Here is a 23329-nt window from a genome sequence, read left to right as displayed (position 1 = left end):
AGCTTCACCCTGGACACGGCGGCGCCGACGGTTGCGATCACCAGCGCCGGCGGACCGGTCAACCAGGCCAGCCAGTCCATCACCGGCACGGTGGACGTGGCCGACGCCGGCGCCAGCGTCACCATCCTCGACGGCACCACCGCGATCGGCACCGCCATCGTGCAGGGCAACGGCAGCTGGAGCACCACGGTCAGCCTCACCAACGGAGCCAACTCGCTGACCGCACGGGTGAGCGATGCCGCCGGCAACACCGCCACCAGCAGCGCGGTGGTCTATTTGGTGGGCGTGCCCGGCGCCATTCTCGGCGACGCTGGCGACAACACCCTGACCGGGACCGCTGGGAACGATGCATTCCAGGGCTTCGGCGGTAACGACATATTCAACGGCTTGTCGGGTGTTGATCGAGCGGTCTATGTCGACGCGACCGGGGGCATTACCGTCGATCTGACAGCCGGGACCGTGACGGGACCAGGCGTCGGCACCGACACTCTCATCGGTATCGAAGCCGTCCAGGGCAGCAACTTTGGCGACCACTACTCGGCGGTCGGCTTCAGCGGTAACTCCGGGGTGCCTGGTACGCCAATTGGCTTCAACAGCTTCGAAGGCATGGGGGGAGATGATACTATCGTCGGCACGGTCAATCCTTCCGGCGAGATTCTGACTCGTATTTCCTATGTCAGTGCGACAGCAGCAGTCATCGTTGATTTTGTCGCAGGCACGGCGAGCGGCGATGCGTCGGTCGGCAACGACACCTTCACAAACGTCAATTCAGTCATTGGGTCAGCATTTGGCGACGCGCTGCGGGGCAGTGACAATCCGAATGGTACTTTCGAGCAATATGACGGTCGTGCTGGTAACGATTTGATCGATGGCCGCGGCGGCTACGATTTCGCCATCTATAGTAACGACGCCACCACAACCACGGGCATAACCGTTAATCTTGCGGCCGGAACCGTCACTGGCGATGCGACGATCGGGACTGATACGCTGCGTTCGGTGGAAGCCGTCCGCGGCACCAACTTCGCTGATACTTACGATGCCACCGGTTTCAGCGGCACCAGCACCAATGCCGGATCGAGCGGCACCTTCAACAATTTTGAAGGCATGGGCGGCAACGATGCAATCATCGGCAATGGCAACACCCGACTCCAATACACGCAATCAAGCGCCGGCGTGACGGTCGATCTCCTTGCGGGCACTGCGACCGGCGATGCCTCGGTGGGCACCGATACATTCACCGGTGTCAACGCCGTCATGGGATCGATGTTTGCCGACGTCTTTTCGGGAAGCGGCGCCAACGAGAACTTCATGGGCCTTGCCGGTGATGATCTTATCACTGGAAACGGCGGCTTCGATACGGCGCAATACGCCAATCTAACGTTCACGACGGGTGGGATCAGCGTTCACCTTGCGGCAGGAACGGTGATCGGCGATGCCTCGAGCGGCACCGACACCTTGCGTTCGATCGAAGGCATTCAGGGAACCAATTTTGCCGATACGTATGACGCCACGAATTTCGGCGTCAGCGGCGCTATCGATCCTGCAACCGGTCTTCCCTATGCCAACATCGGCAATAACGGCAACCTCAATCAGTTTGAAGGAATGGGTGGCAACGACATCATCACCGGCAACGGCAATACCCGTCTGATCTACACCAATGCAACCGGCGCCGTGACGATCACTTTCAGTCTCAATGGCTGGACCAGCACCACCAGTGGCGCGTCGGGTACAGTAACCGGTGATGGGTCAGTGGGCATCGATACCTTCTCGGGTGTTGGCTCGGCCTCGGGGTCGTCATTTGCCGACACCATCACCGGCTCTGCCAATCCTAGTGGTACGGCGGAAGAATTTTCCGGGCGCGCCGGCAATGACTCCATCGACGGCAAAGGTGGGTTCGACAGGGCATTCTACAACCACGATGGTTCGGCTTCAGGTATTCAGGTCGATATGGCTTCGGGCACGGTGTCAGGTGACGCTGCCATCGGAACAGACACCCTTCGATCAATTGAAGCGGTCCGCGGGACCGCCTTCGCCGACACTTATGTCGCGACCAATTTCGGCGTCTCCGGGCCAAATGTCGGTGATTTCGGTACCTTCAACGAGTTTGAGGGGATGGCCGGCAATGACACTATCACGGGCAACGGTAATACCCGCATCGCATTCTACAATGCTCTGGATGGTGTGACCGTAGATCTCGCCGCTGGCAACTCCCACGGAACGGCCTCTGGCGATGTTGCGGACGTCGGTACAGATGCATTCACCGGCGTGAATGCTGTTCGTGGCTCGGGTTTCGCTGACGTCATTATTGGCAACGCTGGAAATAACACCTTGGACGGTCAAGCGGGGAACGATTTTATTCGGGGCGGAGCTGGCGCCGATACGCTGATAGGGGGCGCTGGAGCTGATCAGTTTGTCTTTGCTGCCGTTTCCGAGTCGACTGTTGCAAGCCATGACACGATCAGCGACTTCGTTCATGGGACAGACGTCATCGACATTTCGGGTATCACTGGAGCCACGACCGTCCAAGGCTTGATAGCCGGTAGTACGCAGGTGGCTGCGCATAGTATCGCGTGGATTCAAAGCGGGGCGGACGCGATTGTTTATGTTAACAGTTCAGGGGCAGCCCAGAACCAGGGTTCAGCGGATATGGAAGTCGTCTTAACCGCCGTAACAGCAAGCAGTTTGGCCAATCTGGACTTCTTCCACGTCTAACGGTCGAATCCTTCGTTCCTTCCGCTCGGCCCGCTTACGCCGCGCGTGAACAGCGTGAGATTTCGGTCGGTGAATGCAGGGGCTCCCGTCGCCCCGTCAGACGCGCTTCGCAAAATACGATGATCTTTCGCACCGTGATAATTTTATGGAAAATGCTCGCATCTACCCGACGGGAAAGAACTCCTATTGATCGTCGCACCGGTTACACCGAAGATCGAAGCGGGCTGGAGGCAAAGCCGAAGGAACGGCTGATGCCGAGAACTCTCCAGGAACGACTGGACCAAGTTGAGCGCGAAATCGAACTATACCTGGAATTTGATAAGGCCGAGAAAATTCGGCTGAATCGCGAGTCTTACCTGTGGGCCGCAGAAGATCGCATCGAGTGGCAGGAGATGCAATCTGCCAATGCTCAAAGAGTTCGCGAATTGCTCGAAGAACGTGACGCTCTGCGCAGGCAGCTGGGTTTGTAAGGGCGTCTAGTCGATGACCTTGAATTTGTATCCGTCGATCGCCGTCTGCCTGCCGGGCTTTAGAGGTTGAGCGCGCTGCGACTCGCCAAATAACAGGCCCGAGGTTTTCTCCTTTGCACTATGGGCTAACAGCAAGACGAGAAGCAAGAGTCCAAGTGCTCTGACGGAGATAATCAGCTCGGCGAGAAATGGAGCGGCGCCAGGGCCGAATATCGGCTCGCAGAAGGTTAGTTTCAGAGCATCTGCGGAGCACTACGGACAATGGCCGATCAGCGCGGCCTTTCATGCAGTGGTCGTCGATCTAGTGGCAGTGTCTCCATCTCGCTCCGCTTTTTGCGCTGATTGTACCAGCGAGCCGCGATGAACATCCCAGCAAACGTGAGCAATCCACCAGCAAATGACGCGATGCGGACCGCGTCGGGTGAAGGAGATGGCGTCGTCTCGGACCGGAGCCGTGATCGGGGACTCAAGCTCGCAGCATTGACGCCGCAGATGACCGCGGCTTGGGACCGTCGAAATAGCGCTGGTTCCTGATTTCCCGGAGCAGCAGGATGCGCTTGGTCTGTGCGGCATTGAGCAGGCCCTCGAACAGGATGAACAGCTCGCGCGCCTGGGCGTGGACTTCGACGTTGATGGCGTGCTGATCGAAGCCGTAGGACGACAGCCGGGCTTCGATTTCGCTGGCGACGGTGGGATCGCGCCGCCAGCTCAAGGCGTTCTGCAGGATATAGAACTCGGCCTCGTCCTCGGACTCGGGCGCGATGCCGACCAGATCGATGCGGCGCAGGACCGCTGCGATCGCCTGTTGGCGCTGGGTCTCCAGCAGCTGGTGGCGCAAACATCGATAGCGCTGGATCTCCCAGGATAGCTCGGCGATGTCGATCGCGAGCAGCCATTCGATCGCGGATCGCGGCGCGAGGTCGGCAAAGATCGCTTGCCGCAGCGCCTGATAGTGCTCGCGGGTCTCACCGGGCAACAGCAGAGGAGGCGGCGCCAGCACTTCCAGCTCAACCGGCATGGCGTTGACCGTGGGCTGCTGTTCGGTCTGGAAAGGGCCGTTCATCGCCGTCTCGCCTCCGAAGCGACGTGTGCGGACATGCTGCTGTCGACGATCGTTGCCGGGCTGGCAATCCCGTGCACCGGGCTTGCCGACCACAAGTCCTGCGCGACCGGCAATGGCGCGATCTGCATGTTTGCCCACCAGGCTCGCTCGTTGCCGTGCCGGTGCAGGTCCTGGTGATGGGTGCGGCACAGCGGCACCATGAACTCGTCGCTGACCTTGCGGCCCAGGGATCGCGGTTGCGCGAACTTCAGGTGATGCGGATCGGACGGAGTCTGCTGGCAGACCAGGCAGGGCTGTCCGCGCACAAACCGCCGGTGGTCTTTGCTGCGCTTGCGCGGCGGCTCCTTGGGGAAGGCAAGCCCGGGTGTTTCATGCGCGTCGGGTGCCGTGCTTGCCGCGGCGGCCGGACCCGGTGCAGGGACCAGACTTGGCGCGCCGTCTGCGGCGTGCGCTGCCTCTGCAAGGCTGGTCGCGGGAGCTTGCGCGAGCCCCGTTTGGAAGGCGGCCTCGACCAGTCGGGCATCCGCCTCGAGCAGCGTGTTCTTGATGGGCAGGCTGACCTTGGCCCAGGCCAGCAAGTCCTCGCTCGCGCTCAGTTTAGCGAGTTGCCCCAAGAGCTGCTCGCGCAACTCAGCGGATGATGCCGGTCCCAGCAGGTGCGGGCGATGCAGAACGCCCTTGGCCGGCTTGGCTTTGGCGCCAGGCGGGGCTTGCGGCCGCGGGGCCGGCGGGCCGGCCACCGCGTCGGGAGCGTCGAGATCATCTTCGCCGGCGATCCCGACCAGCGCAAACAGGGCATAGCGACGGGCGTAGGTCAGCGCCGCCCCCATTCGGTGCGGCGCCTCGACCTCCTTAGAGGCGCAGACCGGAAGGTCCGAGGAGATCCACTCCCCTGAAGCGTGGGCGAGTAGGGTGGTGAGGTGAATCTGCCCGGTTGGCTGTTCGATCCGGGTGGTCTGGATCGTGGCGATCTCCTGTTGGCTCAGCGTTTTGCGGACGATGTCCAGACCGGAGGCCAAAGAGGCGTAGCGGAACGTCCGGTCTTCCTCGCGCGGGAAGGGCGACCTGATGACGGCCGTCAGAGTCTTCTCCGGATTCATCAGTTCGGCTTGGGCTCGGGCGAGGGCGGCCGCGATGGTCCCGATGTGCTCACTGGACTGGTGCATGGGAGCCCTCTGACGCTTGAGCTTCGAAGCTGATCGCGCCCGACTTGGAACGCTTGGCTTTGATGCCGTGGCCGGTCGCCTCCTTGGCATCCTCCGGCATCAGCTTTTTCAGGTCCGCTTTGGCCGTCTCGTGCTCGCCGTGGGCCTCTCGCGTCCGCAGATACATCGCCGCCAGTTCAGCCCATTGGTTGGAGGTCGACATATCGACGACCTTCACCGCCTCGAGTCTGGGGCGGGGTGTTTCTATATTGAAGAGGATAGGCGGCTCGCCGCTTTGGACGCAGCGCCAGAACTTCTTTTCGGCCGTGAGCAGGAGGTGCTGATAGAGCGGATCGGCGTGTATCTTGATCTCGACCCATTTGCCGCCACCGGTGATGATCGAGAGAACGGCGCTGCGGGACGCGGTGACCCACATGTTGTGCTGTAGCTGCGCCATGTGCTTCTCGGCCGCGGCTTCCTCTGTAAACGCCCAAGGCAGCATGAACTTGGCCTCGAACACGGCACCGGTTTGCTCGACGGTTCCATCCAACGTTGCGGCCATCCATTTGTGGATGGGATGACGAACCCGTTTCTGGATGTCTTTCACCGTGTGACCGCTCGTGCGCTGGTACCAGGCGCGGTTCAAGACCTCCGTCACAGTCCCGAGCTGGACAATCAGATTGTCCGAGAGATCCTGCGATTCGATTTCGCCGCGTTTTTCCCGCCAAAGGCGGATGAGGTTCTCCTGGTCATCCCCCATGATGATGCGGGCATCCGAGCCGCCGATGAAATGCCGCCGGTCGTTCGGGTTGAATCTGATGATCGGATGCTGTGGCCCGTCGGGGCCTTCGCTTTGTACGCTACGCACGGGTATCTCCTACTCCAAGAACAGCGGCGCTCTTCGCCGCACTGCCTGAAGCCCCGCGTTCGCGAGGTGAGATACCGGGGCTGCCATCGCCCCCGGCCGACTCAGTAACGCTCCAATCGCAGCGGAATGCCAGTCGTTTCTGCAGCAATCATATTGCTCATATCGTCTCTAAATTTGCGTAGCGATCGACGGTCAGCGCCCCTTCCAGTGCAAAGCGACAAATCGAAGCCAAATGGTGGGGCGAAAGCAACAAGGCCACGGCGTCACCTGAGGGGCGGCGCTAACGTAGGGTTCGAGCCTCGCTCTTGGGCGCGATCGCCTCTTCCGCCAACCCTTAGCGTTGACCGGTGAGGTTAATCGCAGCTATCGTTTGTCGTCTCATCACTCGGCCTGTATGTCTTTGAATTCCCAAGGGCAGGTCGAATGCTGGATCGAACTGAGCAGACCGTTGAGCCGGCTAGCCGGCATAGGCGCATCGGCGATCGTCTCGTGGCGGTTGTCTTCTTCGGGGCGGCTGGCCTGGCCACGATTGGTTGGATTGTGGCGCTTGGCTGGGTGAGTTTTCGTTTGATAGTTTGGATTATTTCCTGAATTAGATTGTGCCTACCATGAACGATTTTGAAGGCCTCTCCGATCGTTTCCTCCTGCGGATGTACGAGTTCATCCGAAACCAAGTTATGGCCGACGCCTTGGCTGGCACGAGCCTGCTCGGAACCGCCGCGAGACAGCGGGCGGAGCGACTGTCCACAGAGATCGAACGGACTTCTCTGCAAACGGATCGCTTGGCCCGAACGCACCCACATAAGTAATCGTGCAGCCGAGGCGCCCATTGAATCGCTGAAGACGTCCTCAACCTAATCGCTCGATTCATACTGCGTGCCGACCGAGTTCGCTGCGAGCGCATAGCCAGGTTTCAAGGACCCCGGTCTAGTCCGACTAGCACTTTGCGAGAAGCACCGGCACGTTGAAAGCGTGCGACATGGCTAGATCGGAACGCGGGGCGCCGTACGATCCGATTTTAAGCGACACATAATCCACGGTCGCTTCCGCACCCAGCCGAGGACTTGAACGGGCCTCCCGCTTGGTCTTCAATCACACCGTTAACGCTTCATTCCACTTTTGATTGCTCCCGTTTCCCGGATCTTGAATGCGGGTCTTTTTGATTGTTTTGGGCGGCTGGCTGCTGCTGAATTTGGCATTTGTCTTGATTGTGATTCCGCCGCGCAAGTCGCGGGGGACTACGCCGGTAGTCAGGCTGATCAGCGTCATCAAGAGCCTTTTTAGCAAGACAAAGAAATAGCAAATCCTCAGCGTCCGCTTCTCATCTCTAGCCATTGAAGTTCGTCCAGTCGAATTGTGATTGTCCTACGCTCGCGCGTGAATAGATCTCGCCACAGCGCGTTGTGTTGAAGGTTTGCCTGGTTATCTTCAGCAATGCTTCTCAAAAACATGGTTGAGCTTCTCGTCGGATGGAGGGAAAACCAAGTCAGAGCAGACATCAGAGAAACGCGGCCTCATGACATCAGAGCGAAAGATCGAAACAAACAGGCTGAACGCCAAGCGAAGCACCGGGCCGAAGACGAAGACGGGAAAAGCGAAGGCCAGTCGCAATGCCCGTCAACACGGGCTCTCGCGCCTGAAGGCTGAGGGTGATGTTAGCTCCAGCCCACTATTGGGGGCGATCGCGGCATGCTTCGGACAGCAACACAGCTCGTCAAACATGGATGATCTCGTCCGCGCCAATCTTTGGCTTGCTCGCATCCGGCAGACCCGCCGTGACATGCTTGTTACGTTTTTAGAATGCCCAAGCCCTAAGCTTGCGAAGCGTCTTGCAGGACTGCAGCGCTATGAGAGGTCGGTCCGGGCCACGCAACGGCGCGTCCTGAAGCGCGGGCTGAAGCAAGGGTGACCAGCGCAAAGAGCGGCCGGATGGTGGGCATTTGGAGAGTGCTTGCCGACCCATGCCCTGTCGATCTCGCGAACTGTGAAAATCTCATGTTCTTCAATGCTGCGATGCGAGCAACGAGCGTGGCGGCATCATGAAGCCGCCCGGCCGCGCGCGCGGCCAGTTGCTGCGTTAGCTTCCGCAACGTGAACGGAATGCGCTTGCGCAGCACGTCGGCGTTGGTGCCGGACAGAACCGGCTTCTTGTGACTTCCAACCTTGCCGGCAGAAACGCCTCCGATCTCCGCCGCAGATTCTTCCACTTCGTCACACAGGAAGGGCTGATCTGAAGCGCTTCTGCAATCAAACGAACTGGGTCGCCCGCGTCAGCTCGTGCAGGAGCGCGTTCGTGAATGTCTTCCGAATAGGGCCGCGTCATCCATGCTGGCCTTTCGTTCTCAGCTGAAGTTTGAATCAGAAATCCTCGCCCTCGAGAATCCCCATTCCGGCAGAAAGCAATATGCTCTAGGTAGCTCTCCGTAATTTTACGGACCTTCGGGGAATGGCCCGCTGTAATCATGTTTAGTTAGGATAATTCCGCGGGGAAGGTCGTGCTTGCGTTTCGCTTAATCGAAAGCTTGACCAGAACGTGGTGCTTCTACTAATAGTGAGAATTGAATTAATTGCTCGTTTACCAATCAATTGCGAACCGGGAAGAGATTAGCGGTTAAAGCCGACGATCAATCCGGCATTTCTGGCTGCTGCAACCGACACAAAAATTTTTTGCGGGGGAGGGATTTCCGTGCCTAATTCACTAGCTGTGATCGGTACTCCTACTGTCAGCTTCGTCACCGAAGACGCCAACCTGCTGACGCTGACAGCACAGGGATCGATCTCAATTACGGACACCAATGCAGGCCAGGCCTTCTTCAAGACCTCGGTCATCGCATCAAGTGGTGATCTCGGTTCGCTCTCCATCGCCGCGAACGGCTCCTACGTCTACTCCGTCGCCGACAGCAAGGTACAGTATCTCGGCGCCGGCGAGACCAAGGTAGACACTTTCACCGTCACCTCCTTAGACGGCACCACCAAGCAGGTCGCCTTCACGATTGTCGGCGTCAACGACACAGCCATGATCGGCACGCCCACCGTGGTCGACGTCACCGAGGACGCCACCAGTCCCATCCTCAAGGCCACCGGCTCGATCTCGATCACCGACGCCGACCAGAACCAAGCCGCCTTCAAGACCACGGTCGCATCCGCCGCCGGCAACCTCGGCACGCTCGTGCTGCAGAGCAACGGCAGCTACACCTATTCGGTCGCCGACTCAGCCGTGCAGTATCTCGGTGCCGGCCAGGTCAAGACCGACACCTTCACCGTCACCTCCCTCGACGGCACCCCCAAGCTGATTTCCTTCAACGTCCACGGCACCAACGACGCCGCCGTGATCGGCACCCCCGACCATCACGACGTCACCGAAGACGCATCCAATCCGAATCTGTCCGTCACGGGCTCGATCTCCATCACCGACGCCGACCAGGGCCAGTCAGCCTTCAAGACCATCGTCAATTCGGCATCCGGCAACCTCGGCAGCCTCGTGCTCGCCGCCAACGGCACCTACACATATTCGGTCGCCAACGCGGCCACCCAGTATCTCGGTGCGGGCGATACCAAGGTCGACACCTTCACGGTAACCTCGCTGGACGGCACCCAGAAGCAGATTTCATTCACCATCCACGGCATCAATGACGCCGCCGTCATCGGCGTGCCGACGGTCCACGACGTCACCGAGGACGCCACCAATCCGGTGATCTATGCGACCGGAACGGTCTCCATCACCGACGCCGACCAGGGCGAATCCGCCTTCCAGCCGACGCTCCAGGCAGGCAACGGCAACCTCGGCGCGCTCGTCATGGGCAGCAACGGCGCCTACATCTACGCCGTCCTCGACAGTGCCGTTCAGTACCTGGGTGCGGGCGAAACCAAGGTCGACAGCTTCACGTTGACCGCGCTCGACGGCACCTCGAAGGTGGTCACCTTCACCATCCACGGCACCAACGACGCCGCCGTCATCGGCGCGCCTGCCGTTCACGACGTCACCGAGGACGTCGGCGTTTCCACCGCGGGCAATCTGACCGCGGCGGGCACGCTCTCGATCTCCGATGCCGACCAGAACCAGGCCTCGTTCCAGACCACGGTTACGGCGGCTGCCGGCACCCTCGGACATCTGAGCATCGCCGCCAACGGTGCCTATTCCTACACCGTCGCCGACAGCGCCGTGCAATATCTCGGCGCCAGCGATTCCAAGGTCGAGATTTTCACGGTCACCGCATTCGACGGCACCCAGAAGCAGGTTTCGTTCACGATCCACGGCGCCAATGACGCCGCCGCGATCGGCACACCGACCGTCCACGATGTGACCAAGAACGCATCGCCGACAACCCTCACCGCCACCGGCGTCATCTCGATCACGGACGCTGACCAGAACCAGGCCTCGTTCCAGACCACCGTCGGATCGGCGGCGGGTAATCTCGGCCATCTCGTCATCGCCGCCAACGGCGCCTACACCTATTCCGTCGCCAACTCGGCCACCCAGTACCTGGGCGCAGCGGACGTCAAGGTGGACACCTTCACGGTCACCTCGCTCGACGGCACCCCGAAGCAGGTCACCTTCACGATCCACGGCGGCAGCGGCGCCGGCACGCCGGCGACGATCGGAAATCCGAGCAATGCCACCGTGACCGAGGACGTCGGCGGCGCCACGCTGACGGCGACCGGAACCATCCTGGTCACTGATCCGGACGCCGGCCAGGCCGCCTTCCAGACCACGGTTACACCAGGATCCGGCAACCTCGGCGGTCTCGTCCTGCAGAGCAACGGCAGCTACACCTATTCGGTCGCCGACAGTGCTGTGCAATACCTCGGGGCAGGCGAAGGCAAGGTCGACACCTTCACCATCAAGTCGATCGACGGCACCTCGAAGGTGGTCTCCTTCACTATCCAGGGCGCCAACGATGCGGCAAGCATCAGCGATCCGGTCGTCCACAGCGTCACCGAGGATGTCAACGTGTCGGGGGCCGGCAACCTCACCGCCACCGGACAACTGACGGCCGTCGATGCCGACCAGAACCAGTCCTCGTTCCAGGCAGGGTCGGCCGCGGGTGCGGGCAACCTCGGTGCGCTCGCCTTCGCCGCCAACGGCACCTATACCTATTCGGTCGCCAATTCTGCGGTGCAATCGCTCGGCGCGAACGACAGTCACATCGACACGTTCACCGTCCATTCCCTGGACGGCAGGGTGAAGGTAATCTCGTTCACCGTCCAGGGCGCCAACGATGCGGCCACCATCAGCGACCCGGTCGTCCACAGCGTCACCGAGGACCTCAATCCCGTAAACGGCAACCTTACCGCCACCGGGCAATTGACGGCCACCGACGTCGACAACGGCCAGTCCTCGTTCCAGCCCGGCGCCACCGGCATTGCCGGCAACCTCGGCACGCTGACGCTCGCCGCGAACGGCACCTACACCTATTCCGTGGCCAACAGCGCGACGCAGTCGCTGGGCGCCGGTCAGACCCACACGGACAGCTTCACGATCCACTCGCTGGACGGCACGCCGAAGACTGTCACCTTCGACGTCATCGGCGCCAACGACGCCGCCGTCATCAGCGACCCCGTCCAGCACGATGTGACCGAGGATTCTGCCACGACGCTGTCCGTGTCGGGCCAGATCACCGTCATCGACGCCGACCAGGGCCAGTCGCTGTTCAACACCACCGTTCCGGCGTCGGGCAATCTGGGACATCTGACGATCACCTCCGACGGGCATTACACCTACACCGTCGATAATGCCCTGGTGCAGAGCCTCGCCGCGGGAGAGGTGAGGATCGAGACCTTCACGGTCTCCTCGGTCGACGGCACGCAGAAGCCGGTTTCCTTCACCATCCACGGCACCCAGGACGCCCCGGTACTGACCGCTGGCAACGTCTCGGGTGCCGACGACGGCCTGATTTCGCTCTCCATCTCGGCCCACCTGGTCGACGACAGCGGCACCCTCGGCACCGTCACCATCAAGGGCATTCCCGACTCCTACACGCTCAACCACGGCACCTTCTTCGACAGCGACGGTCACTGGGAGGTGGCGGCATCCGATCTCGGCACCCTGGCCCTGGTCCCCGGCGCGCAAGCCCATGCCGACACCCTGGTTCTGCAGTTGTCCGTGGCATCGATCGAAGGCGGACATCAGGCCCTCACCACGACGACCGCGACGGTTGACGTCACGGCAGGCATCCACGACACCAGCAATCGCGCGGTCGACGGCTACATCGCCGGCGCCTTCGTGTTCGCCGACAAGAACGGCAACGGCATCTACGACCCGGACGAAGCCTCCGCAATCACCAACGCGAACGGCAGCTTCACGCTGCACAACCCGGTCGGAACCCTGATCATGACCGGCGGTACCGACGTTTCCACGGGCCTTGCCTTCACCGGAACGCTCAAGGCGCCGGAGGGCTCCACCGTCGTCACTCCTTTGACCACACTCATCACCGCGCTGGCGGTCGGCAGCGTGTCCGCGGCGGACGCCACCGCTCAGGTTGCCGCGGCGTTCCACCTGGACGGCGTCGACCTCACGACCTTCGACCCGGTCCCGCTCGCCATCTCCGGCGATGCGTCGGCGACGGCCGTGCTTTCCGCCGGCGTCCAGGTCCAGAGCACGGTCGCTCAGATTTCGGCGGTCGGCGCGTCGTCGGCCGACGTCTTTGATGCCATCGCGGGCGCCATCATCAGTGCAGGTGCGGGCGACGGCACCATCGACCTCAGCGCCGGCACGACGGTGGCTGCGATCGTCTCCGACTCCCACGTCACCGGCACAGCTGCCGACCTCGTCACCAGCACGGTCAGCGCGGCCAACGACAGCATCCAGGCGGCCGGAAACGTCACCCAGATCGCCCAGGCCGGCCAGGTCGCGCAGGGCGCGGCCACGACCGAACTCGCCTCGGCCGCCGCAACCAACTTCACGAATACCGACCAACTGGCGGCCATCCAGGAGAACTACGTCGACACCGCCGGCCTGGCATCGCAAGTTGCTGCCGCCGAGGTCGCCGCTCCCGGGATCGCCGTGCTCGGCACGTCGGGCAACGACGTCCTGACGGGCACGATAGCCATCGACACCATCGACGGGCTCGAGGGCAACGACCAGATTTCGGGCGGCGACGGCGCCGACCAGCTGTTCGGCGGTGCAGGAAGCGACCAGATCGCCGGCAATGCCGGCAACGACAAAATCGACGGCGGCACCGGCTTCGACCGCGCTACCTACACCGACGCGACCGGCAGCGTGACCGTCAACATGGCCGCCGGCACGGTCTCCGGCGCAGGCGTCGGCAGCGACACGCTGGTCAATGTCGAAGGCATCATCGGCTCCGACTTCGCCGACACCTACGATGCGACCGGCTTTGCCGGCGTCACCGGCCTGGCCGGTGCGGTCATCGGCTACAACGAATTCGAAGGCGGAAAGGGCAACGACCAGATCACCGGCCTTCTCAACGTACCGGGCCAGGCCCTGACGCGCATCAGCTATATCCACGCCACCGACGGCGTTACCGTGGATATCCAGAACCACACGGCGCAGGCGACCAACGGAACCGTTGCGCAGGATCTCGCTTCCATCGGCCAGGACAGCTTCTCCAACGTGTCCGGGGTCATCGGCTCGGCCTTCAACGACACTCTGCGCGGCACCAACAATGGACCGGGGACATACGAGAGCTATGAGGGACGCGCCGGCAACGATCTGATCGACGGCCGGGGCGGCTACGACATCGCCGTCTACTCGAACGACGCGGCGACCACGGCCGGCATCACCGTGCATTTGGCGGCCGGCACCGTCGTCGGCGATGCCACGATAGGCACCGATACGCTCGTAGCAGTGGAAGCCGTGCGCGGCACCAACTTCGCCGACGTATTCGACGCGACCGGCTTCGGCGCCGGGGGTGCGAACATCGGCTCCTTGGGCACCTTCAACGACTTCCAGGGAGCCGGCGGCGACGACACCATCATCGGCAACGGCGCCACACGCCTCAACTACACCAACGCGGCCGGCGCCGTGACCGCCGATCTCCAGGGAACGACGGTATCGACCAATCCGCTTCTGGTCGCCGGCACCGCTACGGCACTTGGCGAAGGTACCGACAGCTTTACCGGCGTGAATGCGGTTCAGGGATCCGCTTTCGGCGACACGCTGCTGGGAAGCAACCTCAACAATACCTTCACCGGACTCGGCGGAGACGACTACATCGACGGCCGCGGCGGCTTCGACGTCGCCAGCTACAACAGCCTGACCACCGCGACCACCGGCGTCAGCGTGAACCTTGCCGCCGGAACGGCGACAGGAATCAACGACGGTTCGATCGGTCACGACACGCTCCGCTCGATCGAAGGCGTCCAGGGCACCTTCTTTGCCGACACATTCGACGCCACGGGATATGGCCTGGCGGGAGCGGCCAACGTCAGCAACAGCAACGGCAGCTTCAACCAGTTCGAAGGCCTTGCGGGCGACGATGTCATCACCGGCAACGGCAACACCCGCGTCATCTATGGCAATGCATTGGCCGCGGTCACGGTCGACCTTTCGCTCGGAACTGCCCACGGCACCATCGCGGGCGACGCGGCGGGCGTCGGCACCGACCTCTTCACCGGCGGCATCTTCAGTGTCACCGGTTCGGCATTCGGCGATACCCTGATCGGCAGTGCCAACAGCAACATGTTCGTCGGCGGCGGCGGCAGCGACGCCATCGACGGCGGCGCCGGCGGCGACGTCGCGATTTTCTCCGGAACCAGGATCCAGTACAACATCACGGTCAACGGCGCCGGCCAGGTCACCGTTCAGGACACGGTCGGCGGACGCGACGGCACCGACACCCTCACCAACGTCGAAGTCCTGCAGTTCACCAACGCCAACGTACTGGTGGCTTCCGGTACGCAGGCGGCCCCCGTCGATCTTTCCGACACCGGGCTGTTCTTCAACGCGCAGGCCAATGCGCTGACCACCCTGACCGGATCCGCGGACGACTACGTCAAGATCAACCAGGGTCTTTCCGGACACACGATCGACCTTGGCGCCGGCGCCAACGACACCGTCATCCTCGGCATCACCGGCGGCTACAACCTCACCCTCGCCAACGTCGAGCACCTGGTCGGCACCGCCGGCGACGACTTCGTCGGCTTCAGCACCAACCTCAACGGCCTCACCATCGACATGGGCGGCGGCAATGACAACGTCAGCCTCGCCAACGGCTCCAACTCGCTCAGCGTGACCGGCACCGAGATACTCACGGGCAGCGACTTCGCACCCGGCAACGTCTCCAACGACACTCTAACGCTGCAGAACACCGTCAGCGGCCTCTCCGTCAATCTCGGCAACGGCATCAACACGCTGAATCTCACGGCCGGCGTCAACTCGTTCACCAGCATCTACAATGTCGACACCGTCGTCGGCTCCGCCTCGAACGACACCCTGACAGTCGGAAACGGCCTGTCTTCGCCGAACAACGACCAATCGGTCGACCTTGGCGGTGGCGACGACACCCTCCAGGTCGGAAACACCTACATTAACGCCGCGCTCCACGGCGTCGAGCACCTGGTCGGCAGCACCGGCGACGACTTCTACTCGCTGACCAACAATCAGGCGGGCCTTTCCGTCGACCTTGGCGCCGGCAACGACTACCTTGTCCTGGCCAACGGCGCGAACGCCGTCGCTGTGACCAATGTCGAGAACATCAACGGCAACGACTTCGCTCCCGGCGTCGTTTCCGACGACACGCTGACGCTGCTCAACAACGTCAGCGGCCTCTCCGTCAATCTCGGTAACGGTCACAACACATTGAACCTCGCCGCCGGCGCCAACTCGTTCAACGGCACCTACAACGTCCAGGACATCTACGGCTCCGCCTCGGAAGATACGCTGACAGTTAACTCGCAATTCGGCAGCTTCGCGCTTCACGGCATCGAACATCTGGTCGTCGCCGGCCAGAACGACGCCTTCTATGTGCTGACCGACGATCAGAACGGGCTGTCCGTCGACCTCGGCGCCGGAAATACCGGGCTGCAAATCGCCTCCGGAGCCAATACGCTGTCGCTGACGAACGTCTCGGTCGTCGGCTCGGCCGACTTCTTCGGGGGCAACGCACCCGTATCCGACGACACCCTGACGCTGTCGAACGACGTATCGGGCGTCACCGTCAACCTGCAGCAGGGCGACAACACCCTGAATCTCGCTGCCGGAACCAACTCGGTCTCCACCTACGGCGTCCAGCACATCAACGGGTCTGCTTCCGCCGATGCACTGACCCTGTTCAACGCCGGCGGCATCGCCGTCGACCTCGGCGCTGGCAACGACACCTTGGATCTCGTTGGACCAGCCAGCGTCACCGTGAAGAACGTCGAACACGTCAACGGCAGCGCCTTTACCGACTTCATCACCGACGTCGGCGTCCTCGGCACCACTGTCATCACCGGCGGCGGCGGCGCGGACTTCATGACCGCAGGCGCGGCGGTTGACGTCATCCGCTACACCGATGCCTCGGAATCCTCCGCGGCCACCGCAATGGACGACGTCAACAACTTCGACGCAACCCAGGACCAGTTCCTGCTGGACGGCGTCGCCGGCCTTGCCGGCTCGGTGCACTTCATGGCCTCCGGCGTGCTCGACGGTTCGCCCATAGCGCCGCAGGCCGAAGCCATCCTCGTCGATGTCGGCGGCCAGCAGCAGCTCCAGATCGACGTCAACGGTGACGGCGTGATCGGCGCCGGCGACATCTCGGTCATCATGAACGGCCTCAACGGAAACCTGAGCGACGCCAACTTCGCGGTCGTCGCGCCGAACCACACGCCGACCGACATCCTGCTGTCGGGTGCCGCAATCGTCCCCGAGAACAGCGCACCGGGATCGGTGGTCGGCCTGCTCTCCGACATGGATCCGGATGCGGGCGACGGCGCCACCTACGCCTTGACCAGCAACCCCGGCGGCCTGTTTGCCATCGTCAACGGCAACCAGATCGTCACCACCGCGCCGCTCGATTTCGAACAGGCCGCATCCCACCAGGTCACCGTCCAGATGACCGATACGGCCGGCGCCACCTTCAGCAAGAACTTCCAGATCGGCGTCACCAACGTCAACGAGGCCCCCACCGACGTCACGCTGAGCAACAATTCGGTCGCTGAAAACGGCGCGCCGTTCACGGTCGTCGGCTTACTGACCGCCGTCGACTCGGACGCAGGAAGCACGGCAACCTATGAGATGATCGACGATGCCGGCGGGCTGTTCAGCTTGGTCGGTAACCAGGTGGTCACCACGGGTCCGCTGGACTTCGAGCAGGCGGCCTCCCACCAGATCACGGTGCGCGCCACCGACGGCGGCGGGCTCACGGTCAACAAGACCTTCACCATCGCCACCACCGACGTCAACGAAGCCCCGACGGCGGTCCTGCTGTCGAATGCCTCCGTCGCGGAAAACAGCGCGACCAATACCGTCGTCGGCGTCCTTTCATCGCTCGACCCGGATGCCGGCGACAGCGCCACCTTCACGCTGACGAGCAATGCCGGCGGCCTGTTCGCAATCTCCAACGGCAACCTCGTCACCGCGGCCCCGCTCGACTTCGAGCAGGCGACCTCCCATCAGGTCACGGTGCGCGTCACCGACCACGGCGGCTTGACCCATGATCAGAACTTCACCATCGCCACCACCAACGTCAACGAGGCGCCGACTGACATCTTGCTGTCAAACACGGTCATTCCACAGGGCACGGCCAACGGCACGATCGTCGGAGCCCTCTCGGCGCTGGATCCGGATGCCGGGGACACCTTCACCTATACGCTGACCGACAACGCGGCCGGCCAGTTCGCCGTCTCGGGCGGCAACCTCGTGGTCGCAGGAACACTGACCACGGGCACCGAGCAGATCACGGTGCATGCCGTGGACCACGGTGGGCTGTCGTTCGACAAGACGATCGGGATCACGGTCAACGGTGGCGCACTCGTGGTCGGCACCGCCGGCCCAGACACCCTCACCGGCACCGCCAGCGACGACACCATCCAAGGCCTTGCCGGCAACGACCGCCTGCAGGGTCTCGCCGGCAACGACATCCTGGACGGCGGGCAGGGCTTCGACCGTGCCGTCTACACCGACGCGACTTCGGGTATCACGGCCAACCTGGCGGCCGGAACCGTCTCGGGACCGGGGGTCGGAAGCGACACTCTGACCAACATCGAAGGCATCGTCGGCAGCGCCTTCGATGACAACATCTCGGCGGCCGGATTCAACGGCGATTCGGGCATCGCCGGCACCAATGTCGGCTTCAACGAGATCGAAGGCGGCGGCGGCAACGACACCATCACCAGCGGCGTCAACAGCCAGGGCGCCTTGCTGACCCGCATTTCCTACGCCAACGCGCCGGGCAGCGTCACCGTCGACCTCAATGCGCACACCGCGACCGGCGGCGACGGAAACGACACGCTGGTCGGCAACGGCTTTGCAGGCGTGGTCGGCTCTGCATCCGCCGACCAACTGCTCGGCTCCAACAACGGCGCCGGCACGGTCGAGGTTTTCGAAGGCCGCGCCGGCGCCGACACGCTCAACGGCCGTGGCGGGTTCGACCGCGCGGATTATGCGCAGGATCCGGCGGCGCAAGGCACCGGCATTACCGTCAACCTGTCGGCCGGGCAGGTCATCGGCGATGCCACGACCGTGGGCACCGATACGCTGGTGTCGATCGAATCGGTCCGCGGCAGCAACTCCGCGGACACCTTCAATGCCACCGGTTTCAACGGCACCACGGGCGCCAATCTCGGATCCAACGGCACCTTCAACGAATTCATCGGCATGGGCGGCAACGACACCATCACCGGCAATTTCAACACGCGCATCACGTTCTCCAACGCCACCGGCGCCGTCCAGGTCGACCTGCAGACCGACAGCACCGTCGGCGTGCTTGGCACAACTGCGGGCAAGGGCATTGCCACCGGAGACGCGTCGACGGGCACCGATACGTTCACCGGCGTCAACGCCGTGATGGGTTCGATGTACAGCGACGTCATCTACGGCAGCAACAGCACGGCGGTGAACGAGACCTTCACCGGTCTCGGCGGCAACGACTTCATCGACGGCCGCGGGGGCTTCGACCTCATCAGCTACAACAACATCTACTTCTCGACGGGCCCGGTGACCATCAACTTCACGGACGGCACCGCGACGGGCGACGCTTCGATCGGCAACGACACCTTCCGCGGGATCGAAGGCGCCCAGGGCACCAACTTCAACGACGTGTTCATCGCGACCAATTTCGGCGCCGCGGGCTTCCTGAACGCCTCCTCCAACAACGTCGGCAACAACGGCAGCTTCAACCAGTTCGAAGGTCTCGGCGGCAACGACGCCATCACCGGCAACGGCAGCACGCGGATCATCTACTCAAGCGCCGCTGCCGGCGTGACCATCAACATGGCGGCCGGCACCGCCACCGGCGGCGCCTCGATCGGATCCGACACCTTCACCGGCGTCAACAGCGCGACCGGAAGCCAGTTCGCCGACACCTACGACGCCTCCGGCTTCGTCGGCGGGGTGGGGGCCTTCAACTCGGGGTCCTTCAACCTGTTCGAAGGCATCGGCGGCAATGACACCATCACCGGCAACGGCAGCACCCGCATCGCCTATACCCAGGCCGCGTCCGGCGTCTCGGTCGACCTCTCCACCGGGAACGCCCACAGCATCGCGGCTTCCGACGGCGCCGGGATCGGCGTCGATAACATCCTGGGCGGCGTCAACAGCGTCCAGGGTTCGAACTTCAACGACATCATCACCGGCGGCACCGGCAACGAATTCCTGTTCGGCGGCACCGGAGTCGACACTCTCAACGGCGGCGGCGGCAACGACACGCTCACCGGCCAGGGCGGCAACGACGCTCTCGACGGCGGCACCGGCACCGACATAGCGTCCTTCACCGGCGCGCGGATCGGTTACACCGTCAACTTCAACACACCGGGAGCAGGACAGATCCAGGTCGTCGACTCGCAGGGCGCCGCGCGCGACGGCACCGACACCCTCACCAATATCGAGGTGCTGCAGTTCAACGACGCCACCGTTATGCTGGCCACTGGAACGGCCTTGAACCCGGTCGACATCTCGGCCTTCAACCTCGGCGCAGGCGGGATCTTCGGAACGGCCGCCGACGATTTCCTGGCGGTCGGAGGCAACGCGTTCGGCCACCAGATCGACCTCGGGGCAGGCACCAACGACACCGTGATCCTCGCTTCCCCGAATTTCTACCAGTTGAACCTGCTCAACGTGGAACACATCACGGGGTCCACCGGAAACGACAACCTCAATCTGGTCGCCAATGCCGCGGGCCTCGTGGTGGACCTCGGCGACGGCACCGACAACATGACGCTGGCCGGAGGCCTCAACTCTCTGAGCGTGGCCAACGTCGAAATCCTCACCACCACCGACTTCACCGGGACGGCCGTCAACGACACGCTGACGCTGCAGAACAACATCAGCGGCGGCATGAACGTCAACCTGGGCCTGGGCGACAACACCCTGAACCTTGCCGCCGGCAGCAACTCGTTTAACGAACTGTTCGGCATCCAGCACGTCAACGGCACGGCATCCGACGATGTCCTGACCCTGGCCAACAGCTACTTCACCTTCGACAACAACGGCATCATCGACCTGGCCGGCGGCAACAACACGCTGAATTTCGGCGGCGGCGGCTTCTCGATGACCGCGCTGAACATCCAGCACATCGTCGGCAACAGTCTCGACAACATCGTGACCTTCAACAACGACCTTGCCGGCGTCTCGATCGACCTCGGCACCGGCATCGACCACGTCAACCTCGCAGGCGGACTAAATTCAGTATCGCTGACGGGCGTCGACAGCGTCAGCGGCAGCGACTTCTCGGGTCCCGCCTCCGACGACACGCTGGTGCTTCTCACCGACGTCACCGGCCTGACGATCGATCTCGGGCCCGGCACCAACACCGTCACCCTAGCCGCTGGAACGAACTCGCTGGACGGCCTGTACAACATCAACCAGATCAACGGCTCGTCAACAGACGACGTCCTGACGCTGACCCAGCAGTCGTTCGGCACCATCGACATGGGCGGCGGCAACGACACCGTCAACTTTGCCGGTGCCAACGCCGGCACCGTCACGGTCGTCAACGCCGAGACGGTCAACGGCAGTTCCGGCGTTGACTACATCACGATCGGCAACACCTCGGGAAGCACGACCATAACGGGCGGACAGGGGGCGGACACCATCGTTGCAAGCGCGGGCAGCGACAACTTCCATTTCGCTTCCGCGTCGGAATCGCAGACCGGAAACGGCGACACCATCGTCAACTTCGACGCCGCAAGCGACACCTTCAACTTTTCCGGCATGGCGGCGCAGTTCACCGGTTCGATTCACTTCATGGATACGGCCGCGTTCGACGGATCGGCAGGGTCGCCGCACTCCGAGGCCAGGGTCGACCAGTCGGGCGGCAATGCCACCCTGCAGATCGACGTCAACGGCAACGGCGTGATGGACGGCAACGATATCGAGATCCATTTGGCCAACTATACCGGAACGCTGCACGACCAGAATTTCCTCCTGAGTTAGGAGGCCGCCGCGAGAGTGTTCGTCGTCCAGCGGAAGCTGAGCGTTCATTCCCGTGCGCGGGCTCTTGTACAGGATTGCGCTGCTTGTGTTGACTGTGCGTCCTCCCGGTCGCCTTCGAAAGCTAGCGCGATCGGAGCAGCACCTGGCTCGGCAGCTATTGTCCTTTTCCACGGATAAACCGCCGCAGCAGTTTTAGCGGATCGGCCCCGAGTGCCTCGGCGATAGCGAGGAACTCAACGACATCCAACCGACGTTCGCCGCCTTCGTATTTGGCCACGAAGGATTGCGGCTTGCGTAGCTTCTTGGCGAGGGCGTGCTGACGGATCCCGGCCTTATGTCGCGTTGCGACAAGAAGGGCGATGAGGCGGGCATATTCCGCGGATTTGAGGGATTTTTCCATTGGCCGCCGGGAGGCTTCGATTCGGCGGCCGCCAATCTGATCCCGTAACGGGATTATCCCAAAATAGGATCGGATTAACTCTACTCTGCTACTCCGCTCGGGAAGCGCTCGACTTCCGGCGCGGGCAGAGCGAAGTCCGCACAACTTGTTCGGCGTAAGCGGTGGTGTCTGTGATGAACAAACGAAGGTTGATAGGCCCGAAGGGGCCAGAGGGTAACGGCCTGGAAGCTGCGCCCTTCACTGTCGCCGCGGTGCGCTACATCAAACTTGGTCCAGGCCGCAAATGGGCCGCTGACTCCATCGAGCGGGGCATCGTTCCCCTTGACTTCCGCGGAGTCGGCCACGACGCCTGCAACAGGGGAGATTGGGACGAGGTCCGTCGGCAGTTGATTGCCATGGGGCGGAAAGAGCGAGCCTTGAAAGACGATGAGCGCGAATTGAAGGAGTTTTATAGTCTCGGGCCCGACACGCTATGGTTCACCATCGCCAATGGTTATGTCTGGTGGACCTTCGCGCAAGATAGGGTTCTAGAAGGCGACCGCGACGGTGCTGATGCGCCGCCAAGGTTTCGCCCGGTCCGGACCGCTTGGCGCAACATCGGCCTGACGGGCAGCCTCCTGACGGAACGCAGCTTCAGCTCGGCTTTGAGCAGTATCGCAAGCTATCAGCGAACCATCTGTGAAGTGCGAGAGGCCGAGTATTTGCTGCGGCGAATTCGGGGCGAGGATGAACCGCTCCGTCGCAAGGCCAATCAGCTGCTTGCGGACATGACGACGACCGCTGCCGACCTGGTCCGGCGGCTGGATTGGCGGGATTTCGAGACCTTGGTCGATTTGATTTTCGCTTACAGCGGCTACAAGCGCCAGACCGCGCTCGGAGGGGCCCAACCCGACGTCGATTTCATCGCGCGGCAGCCGCTGACGGGAGACAGCGCCTGGGTGCAGGTCAAATCGCAGGCAACGCAGGCGGTCTTTGAGGACTATCTCAGACGCTTTGAGAAGGAGGCGGGGGCCGGCGTCTTTTTCTTCATCTATCACTCCGCCGACCGGCCGATCCGCACGAGAGCGACTTTGCCTAACGTGCACATCTGGTCGGCGGACAAAGTCGCCAGTGCGGCGGTGCGGAATCCGAGGCAAAGC

At 62.5% G+C, this 23329-nt stretch carries 9 protein-coding genes; 4 read left to right on the top strand and 5 right to left on the bottom strand.

Annotated features, from left to right (window positions below):
* A partial coding sequence (locus tag FXB41_RS15185; protein WP_219682311.1) for a beta strand repeat-containing protein occupies positions 1 to 2712 on the top strand: 2712 nt, incomplete at its 5' end.
* 119 nt (positions 2713 to 2831) lie between these two features.
* Entirely contained in the window at positions 2832 to 3182 is a 351-nt protein-coding gene (locus FXB41_RS40770) for a hypothetical protein (protein WP_246648877.1), read from the top strand.
* 466 nt (positions 3183 to 3648) lie between these two features.
* Here the strand turns inward: FXB41_RS40770 and FXB41_RS15175 are convergent, their stop codons facing one another.
* From FXB41_RS15175 to FXB41_RS15160, 4 genes are all read right to left on the bottom strand, one after another.
* The gene (locus FXB41_RS15175; protein ID WP_219682310.1) at positions 3649 to 4245 is read right to left on the bottom strand and encodes a hypothetical protein; all 597 of its coding nucleotides are present in this window, start codon (positions 4243 to 4245) and stop codon (positions 3649 to 3651) included.
* On the bottom strand, positions 4242 to 5411 hold the full coding sequence (locus FXB41_RS15170; protein WP_219682309.1) for an ERF family protein: 1170 nt from the start codon (positions 5409 to 5411) through the stop codon (positions 4242 to 4244). The genes FXB41_RS15175 and FXB41_RS15170 overlap by 4 nt, the downstream gene beginning before the upstream one ends.
* The gene (locus FXB41_RS15165) at positions 5395 to 6213 is read right to left on the bottom strand and encodes a YqaJ viral recombinase family protein (protein ID WP_376707502.1); all 819 of its coding nucleotides are present in this window, start codon (positions 6211 to 6213) and stop codon (positions 5395 to 5397) included. The genes FXB41_RS15170 and FXB41_RS15165 overlap by 17 nt, the downstream gene beginning before the upstream one ends.
* A 1137-nt stretch (positions 6214 to 7350) precedes the next feature.
* A complete protein-coding gene (locus tag FXB41_RS15160; RefSeq protein WP_219682307.1) occupies positions 7351 to 7527 on the bottom strand; it encodes a hypothetical protein in 177 nt (58 codons plus the stop codon).
* A 1417-nt stretch (positions 7528 to 8944) separates the two neighbouring features.
* Here FXB41_RS15160 and FXB41_RS15155 point away from each other — a divergent pair.
* Positions 8945 to 21790, top strand: a complete 12846-nt coding sequence (locus tag FXB41_RS15155; protein WP_219682306.1) for a VCBS domain-containing protein — start codon at positions 8945 to 8947, stop codon at positions 21788 to 21790.
* Positions 21791 to 21944: 154 nt separating this feature from the next.
* Here the strand turns inward: FXB41_RS15155 and FXB41_RS15150 are convergent, their stop codons facing one another.
* The gene (locus tag FXB41_RS15150) at positions 21945 to 22190 is read right to left on the bottom strand and encodes a helix-turn-helix domain-containing protein (RefSeq protein ID WP_219682305.1); all 246 of its coding nucleotides are present in this window, start codon (positions 22188 to 22190) and stop codon (positions 21945 to 21947) included.
* Between the two features lie 173 nt (positions 22191 to 22363).
* Between FXB41_RS15150 and FXB41_RS15145 the strand changes: the two genes are divergently transcribed.
* Positions 22364 to 23329 (top strand): restriction endonuclease (locus FXB41_RS15145; RefSeq protein ID WP_246648875.1); only part of this gene is annotated, 966 nt, incomplete at its 3' end.

Source organism: Bradyrhizobium canariense, from assembly GCF_019402665.1.
GTDB lineage: Bacteria > Pseudomonadota > Alphaproteobacteria > Rhizobiales > Xanthobacteraceae > Bradyrhizobium > Bradyrhizobium canariense.
This window is presented reverse-complemented; position numbering and strand designations above follow the sequence as displayed.